This is a genomic window from Streptococcus suis (genome assembly GCF_046032535.1).
In the GTDB taxonomy this organism is placed as follows: Bacteria; Bacillota; Bacilli; order Lactobacillales; family Streptococcaceae; genus Streptococcus; species Streptococcus suis_AK.
Genome location: NZ_JARQPL010000008.1, coordinates 13,011 through 26,863 on the forward strand (window position 1 = coordinate 13,011; position 13,853 = coordinate 26,863).

The following is a 13,853-nucleotide window of genomic DNA, read 5'->3' on the forward strand; positions in this document are numbered from 1 at the left end:
TCCTTTATTTAATCGTGTCCCACGTCAAGATGACGTCACCTCGACCTGTGATATTTACTAAGTGTTTAAAATTGTGATTGAATTGATGAAGGACGTCTTTCAAGCTGACATAAGTTGTCCCATTTCGATAGATGCGGATATCTCCGATATTCAAAATGGAACTTGGTCGATCAGATGCTTTATAGGCATCAATACTCAGTCGGTTAGGCAACGTTACAATCTCCCACCCATCTGGATTGGTATATGGAGCACTGGCTAAACGTACTTTATCACCTACCACATCAATTTGGTCGGTATCAGTACCGTTCCATGCTCGAATCCCTACAAAGCCACCGTCATTGGCATTCCAGTTGTTCCATCGATTCGAACCGATAATGGTTACACCACATGGCTTACCATTTGATGTTCCTGTCTCAAAGGAAACCCATTGATGGGGATATCCACTAACCTCACGAGAAATGGATGGAGAGTTTGTAAAGAACTTGATATTTCCAAGTGACAGATTGATTTTCATGGCTCCGTTGATTGCTGACAAGATTCCACCAGAAATTTTGTTGGCAGATAGGGTTACTGACTGCACTTGGGTTATAAAGGCTGATTTGGCAAACAACTGCTTGAGATAGGCTTCTGTAGCCATAAACTTGGTAAAGAATGCTTGGTCAACCTTTAACTTATCCGCAGTGATTGCTTCTGCTCCAATACGAGCTGCTGATATGATGCCTGACGTAATCTTGCCTGCATCAAGACTTGCAATCTTACCACTTGCAATGACACCATCTTGGATATAGGTAGTTCCTGTAATTTGAACGAGTTTTCCATCAATCTTGACTGTGCCATCCTTATTGAGATTGAGCTGACTCAGGACTGTTCCCGCACTGGTCAAATTTCGAACCGACCACGACCCTGCAAGTGTTGAAACTTGAGTTTGAATGGCATTCACTGCCGCCATTGTCGCTCTACTTGTTTCTAGATTGCCCACTCGTGTCATAATCCCATTTGCCGTTTGAACAACCTGACTGATTTGATTGGTGTGATCTCCAATTGTTCGAGTGTGACTACTTACAGTATCCCGCACTTCATGAAAGGCGGTCACTGTCGTAAAGTCGTCTAATGACGGTGTCCAATAGTCTGGAAAGATATCACCAGTTGATACCATTAAAGCTCTCACATGAAACTTACCTGTCTTAACTCCATCAATTCTGACTTGAAGTTCAAATCCTTTAGAGTGTTGGTACATCTCTTGAGTGATGATAGAGGTTAGTTTAATTAACCGATAATTGTTACCCTTTGTAAGATTACTGCTCCACTTATTGTAGAAAGGGTGATACAAATTCCAGTTAGTCCATGTCCAAACATTTTGACTATCCAAAATTGAACCTTGTAGTTTCATAGAACGAGTCGTCACAGCAGGGTCAAAGGTAATCTCATCCGCTGAGATATGAACATATAAATGCACTTTTGACCCAACATAAATTCCACTACTATCCCCAAATTGCACTCTTCCTAACGATGCTATCCAGTTACTATTGGCATTTATCGTCTGATAAGCACTCCATCTATCCGAAGTACCAGCTATCAAGTTGCGATGTGAAACTGAGGTAGGGATTCTACTTTCCGTTTGACCGATTCGCTGGGTAAAACTATCAGAGGTGGTTCTAACCAAATTCTGCACACTAGTTGTCGTCGCATAGGGTTGGAGAGAACTGCTGGTTAGATAGCCACGACCAGTAATATTTGAATCAACCTGTGACTTGGTTTGGTAGCCTTTTGAGTTAATGGCAGATTCAACTTGCGTACTTGTTAGTCGTTGTTCAATTTGACCAGCTTGTGTTCGGATAGTGGTTTCTGCACTTGTTACTCGACTAGTCAAACTATTAAAATCAGTCTTTGCGACTTTCTGTGAGATGGCGTCATTGGCAATCCTTAAATCTGCCTTTGTTTGAGTAATCTGACTTGAGTTTGTATTGGCCTTAGCCAATGCGTTGTCAGCAGTTGTTTTGACCCCCTCAAGAACGGTCTTATCAGCCTTAAGCAAAATAGATTGTTGCGTCTGTTGGATGGATGTAGTATGTCCCTCAACAGTCTGTTTCAAGTTATTGAAATCCGTTTGACTGACCTTTGAGGATACATCCGAAACTAATTGTCGAATCTGGGTTTCACTACTAGAAATCTTTCCACTCGCCTCGGTTAATCTTGTAGAAACCTGCTCTACACCAGAAGCCGTTTGAGTGATGAGTGTCCGTTGGGTGTTCAATTCACCAGCAATATCTGCTGGATTTTCTGAATAGCCTGTGTCTAGTGAGGTCTTTGCGACTTTCAATCCTGCCAAATAGAATTTATTGCCATTTGGGATAGTGCTGCCATTGTACTCCGTTCGAAATTGGAGTGAACCATCAGATATGACATGAACTGTTTTCCAGTAGCGTTTCCAGTCACTTGTGACGGATATAATATCGTCCGATTCTCTTACTCTTGCCACTGGAGCACGATAGACACTAGAACCGGACCAAATCGCTGAAACTTTGATGGAAGAAAGTGGCTGATTCGCTTTGGCATAAAAGCTAAAAGTAATGACATCTCCTGCTTTCACAACAATATTCTGATGACTTCCGTTGAACCCTGCTTGGGTTGAACGAACAACCAGTCCTCTGAAATTCTCTGTTTCGGTAGACCAGTTGTTTCCTAAATGCCATGCATTTCCTTTATTTGACCAATCACGAGTACCAGTCATCAAATTGAGACCGTCTAGGCTAGTTGGAATTTTCGCATCCACTTGACTGATTTCAGTTGTTATACGATTCCCCAATTGCGTAATCGATGACTCGGCAGTTTCGATTCTCAGTTTCGCTTGGTTAAAATCACTGGTTTTTACACGCTGGGAAATTTGGTCTGCTTGCACTTGAATCATGGATTCTGCACCCGTTACTCGACCAGTCAGACTATCCACCAGTTGCTTACTCGCAAGAAATTTTATATCTTCCTTGGTTTGTGTGAGATTGGTACTGACAGTAGCTAACTGCCCACCTAATAGAGCTTTTGCTACATCAACCAATCGACTGGCTTCAGATATGGCTTGTGATTTTGCTGTCGCAATCTTTGACTCTGTTTGACTACGCTCCGTTACAGACAAGCGATTAGCTTCTTGAATGGCATCAAGCTTGGCTTGTTCTGCCCTTCTGAGGGCTTCAGTTGCCCCAGTTTGAGCCTGTTCTGCCTTCAGTTTGGCTTCTGTGGCTAGGTTGGTATTTACCCCAGCCTTTGCCATTAAATCACGAGTTGTACGTTGCTGCTCCTCTTCCTGTTGCCGCATCTATTGGTGAATAGAAGTAAGTTCATTATCAATGCTGGCCTTTAATCTATCCGCATAAACCTCCCCATGACTTTGAGCCTGTTCGATAGCGTTATCTATGGCTACTTGACGTTTCTCAAATTCTGCATCAAAGGCTCTGTTGGCATTCTCAAGGGCAATTTCTACGGCAACATCCTCACTCCGCTTATTCCCATCAATGAGATTATTTGCTAGTGTAGTTAGACTACCACCTGTTCTACCTGTACCGATACTTGCCTTATCATCAAATGTGATAGAGCGATAATTATTAGCTAAAGGATCATAATCATAGGCGATGGCTTTCTTCCTCACATCAATGCCGTGTAGCTTGCTTTTTAAAGTCACTGTATCGCCTAAATGAACTGTTTGTCCATCTAATTCAAATGCCTCAATGATGATGGCATCTTTTGGCTTATCCATTCCCTCTAAGCGAAACTTGCTACTAGCCCACTCTATTAACTCTTGACGAGACCTGAGGTTATTATTGGTATAGGTCACTTCATTGATGAATGGATAGGAGTTTATCAGTGGACTGTCTACTGTGACTTGAAGTACAGTTTCCCTATCCTGCCCCTCTTGTTTAAAACTTGAAGTGGCATGAATGCGAGTGATAATCTGTGAACTTTCTTTTGTTCTCTGATACTTTTTCAAATTGTAGTGAGTAGAAATGACCACCCCACGGTCTTGTCCTCGCTCACTTTTAATTGATAGGGCAAGGTTATCTCGAACCAATTCTCCCTCCCAAGTTCCAAGGATAGAGTGTTTACCATCCAGTAGTGTGGAGTAAAGCGTCTGTTCCTTGTCCGTTGTATAGGTTCTGTTCTTGACAATGTCGCTGGTAAAAGAAAAATCTCCCAATGGAGACTTGCTTGCCATGACCATGCTTGATAGTGCTGTTGCACAGGGTACCTGTTCACACCTAAATGGCGATACTAACCTCGTCATGATGTCATCTGAAATGTGATAGGCCACAACTTCAAGACTGGTGTCTCCTTCGATGACTTTCTTTATCCGAAACAACTGATGTCCCAATACTGGAACTGGGCTACGAACGAGGTAGTCCTCTTTTAACTCTCGAAATAGTCCGCTGTCTGTTATCGGATAGGTAAAGTTCAGGACAAAATCCCCATTCAAGGTTTCCTTGACACTTGCCTTAATGGTTTCTGGGAGTGGTTTTCCATGCCATTTTGCTGTTCGAACAGTTTTGTCTAATAATGATAGCACTATGCCCACCCCCAATTCGTTTCTATTGTTAATGATGTGATGCCAGAACCTAAGACAACTCCAACTGAGTCATTTCTGCCTGCATCAATGGTAATGAAATCGCCAGTCCATTTTACAGGCTGACCTCTTTGTGTCTTAAAACTTGGCTGACTAGGATTATTATCCATAATGAGTGTTTCCTGTAATCGCTCCAAGCGGATGACATCATCCCCAATCGTAAAGCTAGTTTCACTACTTGAGTTGCCACTTATGGTAATCTTTGGAAAAGCAATGGCTGAACCTTGACTTCTCAAAGTACCACTAGACCTAAACACCTGCGAGGTCGTCGTTTTGAACCACTTGGTTGGGTGACAAGAAAAGGTAACCTTAAGCTCATACACCCCCAGCTTATCCTTTTGAACTGGAGTATGGTGAACTTTGTAACACCAAAATCGTATAGTCTTGAAACTAGCGTTCTCAAGCCAAAATCCTTCTTTCAAAAATAGCTTCAAAAAGGAAAATAACTGTTCTTCACTAGGTTTTACAAGATAGAGGGTGTAGCTCAGTTCCATGACACTTCTGCGAGGATTGGTTTGAAGAACCGCTCCTGACAGGCCTTGGTGTTCTATCAATTGCGACTTACTTTCACTTACTGTGATAGAAGGGCTATCTTCCACGATTACCTTAAAAGGAAAACTAGACGTGGATACTCCACCAATGGTTAATGCATTATGTCTAATCATGGTTTCACTCCTCTCAATCCTTGTTGGCGTTCTAATTCATACACTAGTTTCTCTCCAACCATCTCTGCAAGTCGGTGAAGGTCAGTCTCTTCTCTAACTGTGTTACCTGAAATAGTGATGTGAATGGTTGGTAGATTACTTGTCATGGTCTTTGCGATTCCTCGACCAATTGCACCCAATGTTTGTTCATTCAAAGGCAACACCGCTTCTTTTCCTGCTTCACCACCAACCATCAGGCTATTACCATTCATTCCAAATGCCGTTGGTTTGGTTAAGATACCTCCCTTGGCATACCAATCAATAGAAATTCTTGGAATACCACCCTTCAACCAATCAAGAGGATTAGCAGATCCTGACACCCTAAAGTGAGGGAGGGGAATATGCGGCCAGCGAATTTGGAAGTTGAAGAGATTTTTGATGGCATTAATAGCGTTACTTACGGCATCTCTCGCTCCATTGATGGCATTTGAAATGGTATTCTTGACACCATTCCAAACAGATGACACCGTGCTTGAAATGCCATTCAAGACACTAGAGACCGTGTTTCGGATACCGTTCCAAATATTGGATACCGTGACTCCAATATTGGATAAGATATTAGATATGGTTGATTGGATTGCTGACCAAATGGATGAAACGACTGAACTGATAGCTGTCAGTAAATTTGAGATGGTATTCTTGATACCTGTCCAAGCAGTTGAGATGTACTGGGCGATGAAATTGAGGGCTAAGGAAATAAGGGACTTGATGCCCTCCCATGCCATCGACAAGACCTGTTTGATGGTTTCCCAAGCGCCAGTCCAATCACCAGTGATAACCTGCATGACTGCCTTGATGATACCAAGTACCACATTGATAGCAGTCTCGACCACAATCTTTATCATCTCCCAAGCGGCTGTGATGATGAGTTTGATATTCTCCCAACTTGCTTGGATGAGCGGTCCAAGAATAGTCATCACCGTTTGAATAACCGTAGTGATGGCATTCCATACCGTCGTTGCAGCATTTAGAATCAATTGCTGGTTTTCAGTCCACCATGTGGTTAGCGTTCCCCAGATGGACATAACAAAACTAGAAATCTGCTGGATGATCATGGACAGAAAGGCATAGATACTATTCCAGATTTCCGTCACAGCCGTTCGAAAGCCTTCGTGATTCGTCCAGAGTTCTTTTAACCCAACAATCAGTAAGGTAATGGCAGCTACAATACCAACAATAATCCCCACAATCGGCAAAAATGCCGTTATCATTCCAACAACGGTTGTCCCCATAGCAGCTGCTGCAACCTGTAAGCCCAAGAAAACAGGAAGTAACATCCCTACCACGGCTAAAATACCTGTGAAGATAATGACGACTTCCTTGATGGGACTGGATAAGTTGGTAAACCAAGTCGCTAGTTGACTAACAATGTCTGCCAAACTTTGAAAGACTGGAATAAGCATCTCCAGAATCGGTTGACCGATTGCTGCTAGAGCATTAGTTCCAGACTGTCTTAAGTTGCCCAGAACGTTTTCCAGTCCGTCTGATTCCCTTGCAGCTTGTCCCAAGGCTCCAGAGAGTTCATTGCCGTCCTCTACCATTTGAAGGAGGGTTAACTGCTTCTGAGCTTCTGATAGTTCATTGAAGGACTTTCCATAGAGCTTGTTCGCCGCTGTATTACGAGTGGTTTCTGTTGCAGAAATACCTAGAGCTGCGTCATTTTCATAGTTTCCTTTGAGGAAGGACTGCAGGTTTTCGGTGACTTCTTCGATGGATTTGTCGTAAAATGCTGCCCCATCAGCCGCTGCTCTGGTGGCACGAGTGGTCAGATCCAAAGCCTGAGCCGTATCCATCCCAGAGGTTTTGGCAAAGGAAGCCATCTGAGTGAAGGAGCCTTGAAGACGCTCTGGAACAATGTCCATCTCTTCCCCAATCTTATTGAGTGCATCCTTAGCAACATTCTCCATATCTCCAAAGACGGTAGAGAATTGGGCATTGCTGGCTTGAAGTTGCGCTGCCGCAGACATGGACTCTGTTCCGACTTCGAAGATTTTCTGAGAGATGTCTGCTAGCTTCTCACTGGTCGCTTGAAGTGCCTCAGCCCGAATGGTGTCAGACATGGCTTTCATGCCATCTTGAGCACCATCAGCAGAGGATTTGGTCTCATCCATCTCGTTGTTCAGGTTATTGAGAGCGGTCTTTGCTTGGTTCAACTCAGCTTCCATCTTATTGGCTTCAATGGAATTCTCACCATATTCACTCTTTGTCAAGGCTAGTTGCTTTTCGAGATTGGAAATTTGTTTAGAAACAATTTCTGACTGTGCTCCAATCTTTTGTTGGGCTATGGCATTGCGTTCTGCTTCGGAACTATTGGATGACAAAGCACTTTCTTGTAACTCAAATTGAGACGTGACCTTGTTCATCTCACTTGCTAACTGCCCCTGCTCCACTTGGAGTTTATCTAATTGTTGAGCCACTGAACTACTGGCTCGACCGTGATTCTCAAGTGTTGATGACACATCAGCTAACTTAGTTTCATAGGACGTCAGCAGTCTTTGAGTAGTTTCCACCTCACGTTGAAAGGCACGGTACTGGTCTGCCCCAATATCCCCAGCCTTAAACTGAGCCTCAACCTGATCCTGTGCTTGCCTTAATGTTGCTAGCTTTTCTCGAGTTGTTTCAACTTGTTTAGCTAATACTTCCTGCTTTTGAGTAAGGAGGGTGACATTGCCTGTATCAAACTTGAGAGCCTTATCAATCTGTCTTAATTCTTTGGTAGCTTCAGATGCTTGTTTGTTTACACCCTTAAGTGCATCTTGTAAGGGTTGGGTATCGCCACCAATTTCAATCGTAATTCCCTTTATGTTTCCAGCCATAATCCCTCCTTTCTACCATCAGAAATTATCAAAATCAGCCTGAGTTGCTCGTCGTGTTTGAGAAGTTTCTCGAGTACGCATCTCCACATAGTCCGTTTGGTAGTCAAGTGCCATCCCAATAGAGATATGTTTTAAATCGTCAATGGTCAGACCAGTCTCCTTACAACAGGAGAAATAACTCTCTACTGTGAAGATTTCTTCACTCGCTGTTTCTGTTTCATCTGCTTTTTTCTGGTTGACATCCCTTGGTTCAACATATTCATCAAGACAGGGGCTACTTCCTGAACTGGAAATTCCTCCAATTCCATGAAGAAATCCACAAAAGGCTTCACACGAGGATTGGCAGATTTGGCAAAAACCCAAAAAAGACGATGGAAAAATGTCATATCGAAATCAGATAAGATAGACACATCAACCTGACTTGCCTTGAGTTCTTCCCCTTCCTCCAGCTGGTCTAGCTTATCCAAGATAGCTTGACTATTGACCATAGAAAAGAGATCCTGAAAATAGTCCTTACCAAACTGCTCTTTATAAGCGATTGGGGTATAGGCATTGGTTGCTAACTCGTAGGTTGTTCCTGCTATGGTAATACTTTCTCTCATTGCCTACTCCTTACTTACGAGGTTCAAAAACTGCCTTGAACCAGTTTTGACGGATCTCATCACTCGTTTCCTCCGTTGTTCGTCTACGTACAACCTTATCAAGAGGGCGAGGACTGGCAGTAAAGGTCAACTCTACCTCATTGATATCCGAACCTGACTTGGTTTTTGAACCAACAGTCGGACGAGATGCGTAACAATAATACAAAACGTGTAGTGTTTCTTTTTTATCCCCTTCAAAACGGAACATCAACGCAAAATTTTTCTTTTCGCTATTTGCGATTTCTGAAATGGTATTTGTCGTCACATCCAACTGTTCTCCGAGGACTCGAGTCAAAAATTCCTGCGTTAGAAGAGCAACTTTTAGCGTTCCTTCATAACCATCGTTTGACTCCGTTGTATAAAAATTGATATTGTCTGCCTTATAAGAACCCTTGTCTCCTGTTGGTTCAAGGGTTAATTCTGCAGCACCACGAAGTCGTTCTACATTGCCGTATGTCAATGTACCATCAGAACCTTCGCTTGTAACTTCTGCCCAATGGACATCTTGTAGTCCAAAGGTGACCTTATTCTTTTCAGCCATACTATCCTCCATGTAATGTGATGTAATAGGTTATTTGGTAGAGTTTCTCTGATGAGATATAGGTCTCTACTTTTTCAAAATAAATAAGGTGGCTGTCAAATAATGACTCCACCTTGTGTTCAGTTGCTAAATCTTTCTTAGTGGTATAGAGTTCCACTTGCAGGTTATTCAGCTTATGATAGGTCCAATTGTCTGCACCATGATTATCTGAATCAGTCATCAAATATACTAGATACGGTGGTCTTGGACGACTCCCTTCTTCAAAATGATGGTAGGCGACTGGGAGCTGTAATTCTTTGAGAATGGAGTACATTTCACTCAGTAGCATGTCTTATCACACTCGCTTTCTCAGCTTTTCTTCTAAGGATTGTATCGCTTGTTTCTCAATGGGAGCGATATGCTTGATTCCCTCAACTCGCCCACCAGAGCTTTTGGCATGACCATTTTCTAATAGATGCGTCAAGCCTGGCGTTCGATTATGAATGGTTTTGGTTAAACCTGTACTGGTATCAATCGTTGCTTTACTCTTCCACCCTTTGGCATAAGATCCACTCTTTCTAGGTGACGTTGCTTTCAAGGTTTCGATGGATTCCTCAGTGACTTCCTCTACAACTTCACGCATCACCTCTGTTGTATCCTGCACATACTCAGCCAGCTCATTTGCGACGGCAGATTCTAGTGCACCCAATTCAATTCTAGTCATAACTCTCCTCCTTAATGGCGACGATGTAAATCAGTTGCCTTGGCACTGTATCTCCATCAATTGACTCAATCTCATAGGTTTGACCACGAAATTGAATGCGAGTCGTTAAGGAATGAAGTCCAAGAATCGCCTTTTCATACCTGAGGGTGAACTGGACTTTCTCTTGTTCCAGTTTTGTCACACTCCCATCCCTTTCGGTCAAGGTGAGAGGACGGCAAGAGCACCACCGTTCAAATAAAGGTATCCATGTCGAAGTTTCATTGCCAATATCATCTTGAAAAATCTGTCGAACATGAAACGACAAGCGTTCCCTCAAAGGTGCAATCTTCATCAGAACACATCCTTTCGTTCAGCCAACAATAAGTGATAAAGCGTCTCCTTCAACTCTCTATGATTTGCATCTTCTCTGTGTTCATAAAGATAGGCAACCCCGAATAGGATTGCCGTCTTTAGAACTTCTGAATAAATTGATTGTCGCAAAATATCTTCACAGAGTTGTTGACTGGTTTCAAGCAATTGCTCAATCAGTCCATCCTCATCATCGTGTTCCACTTTGAGATACAGTTTTACTTCTGCTAAACTGACCATCATTACTTAGCCTTCACAGTTAAAGTCTTAACGGCTTCAGGTAGGACTAACTTACCATCCACACGTTGTGAAGCAAGAAAACCAATCTGTCCATTATTGGCATAGAGTTCATTCAGTCGTTTGAAGGTACGACCCTGACGATCCGCAATCCAATAATAAGAAAAATCGCCAAATGCAATGGCTTTATTTCCTGCTTCAGGTAGTGGGGCAAAGGTTGATGTGTAGTATGGACGATTTAAAATCAAATCCGGTTGTCCAGCTTGTGTGGATGGCTGCCAAATGTAATTACCGTTATTGTCCTTGAGTTTACGGATAGCTTTGACAGTCGTATCATGTAAAATCCAAACTGCGTTCTTACGATAGGGTGCTGGTAGAGAATGATACAATTCAATCATGTCGTCAAAGGTAATATCCTTTGTAGCAGTCGTTGGACCTGTAACTTCTGCCTGAGTAAAGATTCCAGTTGGTTTCTTAGAACCATCACCAATCAAGAATGCTTTTTCTTCTTCCGTTCCAATACGACGCGCAAATTCAGCTGTCATATAGGATTCAAGGTCAAAGACTGAATCGTTAAGCAACTCTTCTGAAATGCGAATGGCAGTCCCAATCTTATGAGAGTCTAGTGTCACCTGACCAAAGGTTTCTTCTGTTTCTGGATAAAGACCATTTTCATCCATCCATGATGCTGAACCATGTCCAGTCACAACAGGAATCTTACGCTCACCACTAGAGGTTTTGATAACAGTCGCAAGGCTACGGAAGAAGTTTTCTTCCTGAAGACCTTGCACCAATTTCTTCTCGTATTCATCAGGGACAAGATGTCCACCTTCGGTATCTTCCCCAACTCGAAGGACATCTTTGACATCAAAGAAGTGACGTTTACGAACACTTGTCCAAAATGTCTTGGCATAGCTATCTGAAGCCACACCTTGCTTTTCCTCTTCAGTAGTCTTGTCATTCAAAACTGTAGTGGGCTGCCCAATTAGAGCCTGTGATGCTGGTTGAGAAAGTTCAAGATCAATCTTTTCTTGACGCTCCAACCGAGCAATCTCTTGATTGTAGAGGTTGATTTTTGCTTCCATTTCATCATAGCGTTTGGAATCTTCCTCTGACACCAGTCCGTCTTCTGAGCGAACAGAATCAAGGAAGGTTTTTGCTTGTTGCCAAGCTTGGTTACGTTTTTCTTTCAATTCAAGTAATTTAGACATCAGTTCATATTCCTTTCGTTATTTGAGCAAATTCAATCGTTTTTCCAACTGATTGAGAGGGATTGTTTTCTTTGGTTGTTGGACTTCAAGTTTCGCCTGCATTTTTACAAGTAAATCTTGTTGGGCGGCGGTTCGACTGAAGGAATAGCTCTTAGTCTCCAGTCCCTGATCCTCTTTTTTGTCAAAGAGAATCTTGTCCGCAAAGCCTAGTTCAATAGCCTTTTTAGCATTGAACCAAGACTCTGAGTCCATGAGGTGTGATAGCTTGGTTCTTGAAAGTCCTGTTCTTAGTTCATAGGCATTGATGATGGATTCCTTAATTTCTCCCAACATTTCAATGACCTTCTGCATGTCCTTGGCTTCACCTTGTGCGACTGTCCAAGGATTGTGAATCATCATCATGGCAACAGGACTCATGGAGACTGTTGTACCTGCCATGGCAATGACACTAGCAGCACTTGCGGCTAATCCATCAATCACTACATGGACATCACCTTTGTAATCCATCAACATGTTATAGATTTGAGCAGCCGCAAAAACATCACCCCCTGGACTATTAATCCAGAGGGTGATGTCTCCGTTTCCTGCATGTAAATCATTTTTAAATACTTGTGGCGTGACTTCATCGCCAAACCACGTCTCATCAGCAATCTGTCCTTCTATACGAAGTGTTCGACCACTATCATCTTCTGTAAAATTCCAAAACTTATGCATCTATATCCTCCTCAGATTGAGTTTCTTGTTCTGGCGGTGCTTGTTTCATAAAGCCACCCGCATCCTTCAGTTTCGTCATGTTTCCGTTTATCAAGTAGAGATTACCTCCTTCTTCATCTGAAAGGAGGTTCAAATCCTCAAGTTCACGAATATCATTCGTTGAGAGCCAGCCGTTTTGTCTACCAATCGCATAGCCATTCATTCGACTCTGATAGTCTCCACGTAGAAGACCATCCACATTGAACTTCACAAAGTAGGTTTTCTTTTCTTCAGGTAAAAAAAGAGACCTCTTGAAAGCCTGTTCTAGACGAACTACCCAAGGGTCTAAGGTATATTTAACAAATTCTAAAGACTGTTGCTCAATGTTTGAAAATGAGGATTTCTCCAAGTCACCAACCATATGAGGTGGAATTCGGTAGAGTCTTGCAATTTCATTGATTTGGAATTTTCTTGTCTGAAGAAACTGGGCTTCTTCAGGTGGAATGCCTACTTGAGTGTATTTCATCCCTTCCTCAAGAACTGCCACTTTATGGGCATTGGTTACCCCATTATAGACTGCATTCCATGAATCTCTCACTCGTTTGGGATCTTTGAGAATACCTGGGTGTTCCAAAACGCCACCCGGATTTGCACCATTCTTAAAGAATGAAGCTCCATAGTTTTCTGTAGCCAAGGTCATACCGATAGCATTTTTTGCAAGGGCAATTGGAGAATAACCTATCAAGCCATCAAAACCCAAACCAGGAACATGGAGAACATCATCTGCTTTCAATATAGCATCTCCTTTTTCCCTAAAGTTTGGATTTTCCTCTGACTGACGCTTGTATTTGTAATAGAGCTTTCCACTCTCATCTCGATGAACTGACATCTTATCTGGTAAAAGTGGGTAAAGACTTATAACTTGTCCACTCCTATCTCGGATAATCTGGACATAGGCATTGCCCCATATCAGTAGATGGGTCATCAAGGTTTCTCTGAAGACAAAGGATGACATCTCAGGGTTAGGTTCATCATGCAAGAGAAAATAAAGGGGATGTTCTACCTTTTTCTCCTTTCCAGTTGCCGTTCTCTCATAAACATGAATGGGTAGTGAAGCTACTGCTTCAGCCAAGATGCGGACACAAGCATAAACAGCAGTCGTCTGCATAGCTTTAAACTCATCCACATTTTCCCCACTGGTCGTTCGTCCAAACAGATAGGAAAAGTCCTGACCTTCATAACTATTTCGTGGCTTATCTCTAGCCCGCTTACGTCCCAGTAAATCTAGTAGTCCCATAGTTCCTCCTTTTGAGTACGAAAAAAGCACCTCGATTGAAGTGCTTATCGTTT

General features: G+C 42.6%; 13 protein-coding genes. All 13 read right to left on the reverse strand.

Features of this window, described 5'->3' with window-relative positions; translation table 11 throughout:
- Positions 1 to 4 precede the first annotated feature (4 nt).
- The 13 genes from P7J58_RS03960 to P7J58_RS04020 all read right to left on the reverse strand — a co-directional run bounded on the left by P7J58_RS03960 (position 5) and on the right by P7J58_RS04020 (position 13,800).
- Positions 5 to 3,310: a gp58-like family protein gene (locus P7J58_RS03960; protein WP_408555820.1), complete on the reverse strand. Its 3,306-nt coding sequence runs from the start codon at positions 3,308 to 3,310 to the stop codon at positions 5 to 7.
- Positions 3,311 to 4,552, reverse strand: a complete 1,242-nt coding sequence (locus P7J58_RS03965) for a phage tail spike protein (protein WP_408555821.1) — start codon at positions 4,550 to 4,552, stop codon at positions 3,311 to 3,313.
- A complete protein-coding gene (locus P7J58_RS03970; protein ID WP_257117658.1) occupies positions 4,552 to 5,274 on the reverse strand; it encodes a phage tail protein in 723 nt (240 codons plus the stop codon). Before P7J58_RS03970 ends, P7J58_RS03965 begins: the two co-directional genes overlap by 1 nt.
- Complete coding sequence (locus P7J58_RS03975) at positions 5,271 to 8,129, reverse strand: phage tail tape measure protein (protein WP_408555822.1); 2,859 nt, start codon at positions 8,127 to 8,129, stop codon at positions 5,271 to 5,273. Before P7J58_RS03975 ends, P7J58_RS03970 begins: the two co-directional genes overlap by 4 nt.
- Positions 8,130 to 8,311: 182 nt before the next feature.
- A complete protein-coding gene (locus P7J58_RS03980; protein WP_024407624.1) occupies positions 8,312 to 8,731 on the reverse strand; it encodes a hypothetical protein in 420 nt (139 codons plus the stop codon).
- A gap of 10 nt (positions 8,732 to 8,741) precedes the next feature.
- On the reverse strand, positions 8,742 to 9,311 hold the full coding sequence (locus P7J58_RS03985; protein ID WP_112477660.1) for a major tail protein: 570 nt from the start codon (positions 9,309 to 9,311) through the stop codon (positions 8,742 to 8,744).
- A 1-nt stretch (position 9,312) separates the two neighbouring features.
- Positions 9,313 to 9,639 (reverse strand): hypothetical protein, encoded by a 327-nt coding sequence (locus tag P7J58_RS03990; protein WP_408555823.1) that lies wholly within the window; start codon positions 9,637 to 9,639, stop codon positions 9,313 to 9,315.
- Between the two features lie 6 nt (positions 9,640 to 9,645).
- The gene (locus P7J58_RS03995) at positions 9,646 to 10,014 is read right to left on the reverse strand and encodes an HK97 gp10 family phage protein (RefSeq protein ID WP_105141843.1); all 369 of its coding nucleotides are present in this window, start codon (positions 10,012 to 10,014) and stop codon (positions 9,646 to 9,648) included.
- The gene (locus P7J58_RS04000) at positions 10,007 to 10,345 is read right to left on the reverse strand and encodes a head-tail adaptor protein (RefSeq protein WP_105141842.1); all 339 of its coding nucleotides are present in this window, start codon (positions 10,343 to 10,345) and stop codon (positions 10,007 to 10,009) included. Before P7J58_RS04000 ends, P7J58_RS03995 begins: the two co-directional genes overlap by 8 nt.
- Positions 10,345 to 10,602, reverse strand: coding sequence for a head-tail connector protein (locus tag P7J58_RS04005; protein WP_162841273.1), 258 nt, complete (start codon positions 10,600 to 10,602; stop codon positions 10,345 to 10,347). Before P7J58_RS04005 ends, P7J58_RS04000 begins: the two co-directional genes overlap by 1 nt.
- 2 nt (positions 10,603 to 10,604) lie before the next feature.
- On the reverse strand, positions 10,605 to 11,810 hold the full coding sequence (locus P7J58_RS04010) for a phage major capsid protein (protein WP_408555824.1): 1,206 nt from the start codon (positions 11,808 to 11,810) through the stop codon (positions 10,605 to 10,607).
- 18 nt (positions 11,811 to 11,828) lie between these two features.
- The gene (locus tag P7J58_RS04015; protein WP_024411440.1) at positions 11,829 to 12,524 is read right to left on the reverse strand and encodes a head maturation protease, ClpP-related; all 696 of its coding nucleotides are present in this window, start codon (positions 12,522 to 12,524) and stop codon (positions 11,829 to 11,831) included.
- Complete coding sequence (locus P7J58_RS04020) at positions 12,517 to 13,800, reverse strand: phage portal protein (protein ID WP_336375550.1); 1,284 nt, start codon at positions 13,798 to 13,800, stop codon at positions 12,517 to 12,519. Before P7J58_RS04020 ends, P7J58_RS04015 begins: the two co-directional genes overlap by 8 nt.
- Positions 13,801 to 13,853 lie beyond the last annotated feature (53 nt).

Bases quoted from the DNA above. Each gene is read 5' to 3' on its own strand.
- P7J58_RS03970 (WP_257117658.1), bottom strand. From the start codon at position 5,274: ATGATTAGACATAATGCATTAACCATTGGTGGAGTATCCACGTCTAGT.
- P7J58_RS03960 (WP_408555820.1), bottom strand. From the start codon at position 3,310: ATGCGGCAACAGGAAGAGGAGCAGCAACGTACAACTCGTGATTTAATG.
- P7J58_RS04000 (WP_105141842.1), bottom strand. From the start codon at position 10,345: ATGAAGATTGCACCTTTGAGGGAACGCTTGTCGTTTCATGTTCGACAG.
- P7J58_RS03985 (WP_112477660.1), bottom strand. From the start codon at position 9,311: ATGGCTGAAAAGAATAAGGTCACCTTTGGACTACAAGATGTCCATTGG.
- P7J58_RS03980 (WP_024407624.1), bottom strand. From the start codon at position 8,731: ATGAGAGAAAGTATTACCATAGCAGGAACAACCTACGAGTTAGCAACC.
- P7J58_RS04020 (WP_336375550.1), bottom strand. From the start codon at position 13,800: ATGGGACTACTAGATTTACTGGGACGTAAGCGGGCTAGAGATAAGCCA.
- P7J58_RS03975 (WP_408555822.1), bottom strand. From the start codon at position 8,129: ATGGCTGGAAACATAAAGGGAATTACGATTGAAATTGGTGGCGATACC.
- P7J58_RS03995 (WP_105141843.1), bottom strand. From the start codon at position 10,014: ATGACTAGAATTGAATTGGGTGCACTAGAATCTGCCGTCGCAAATGAG.
- P7J58_RS04015 (WP_024411440.1), bottom strand. From the start codon at position 12,524: ATGCATAAGTTTTGGAATTTTACAGAAGATGATAGTGGTCGAACACTT.
- P7J58_RS03990 (WP_408555823.1), bottom strand. From the start codon at position 9,639: ATGCTACTGAGTGAAATGTACTCCATTCTCAAAGAATTACAGCTCCCA.
- P7J58_RS04005 (WP_162841273.1), bottom strand. From the start codon at position 10,602: ATGGTCAGTTTAGCAGAAGTAAAACTGTATCTCAAAGTGGAACACGAT.
- P7J58_RS04010 (WP_408555824.1), bottom strand. From the start codon at position 11,810: ATGTCTAAATTACTTGAATTGAAAGAAAAACGTAACCAAGCTTGGCAA.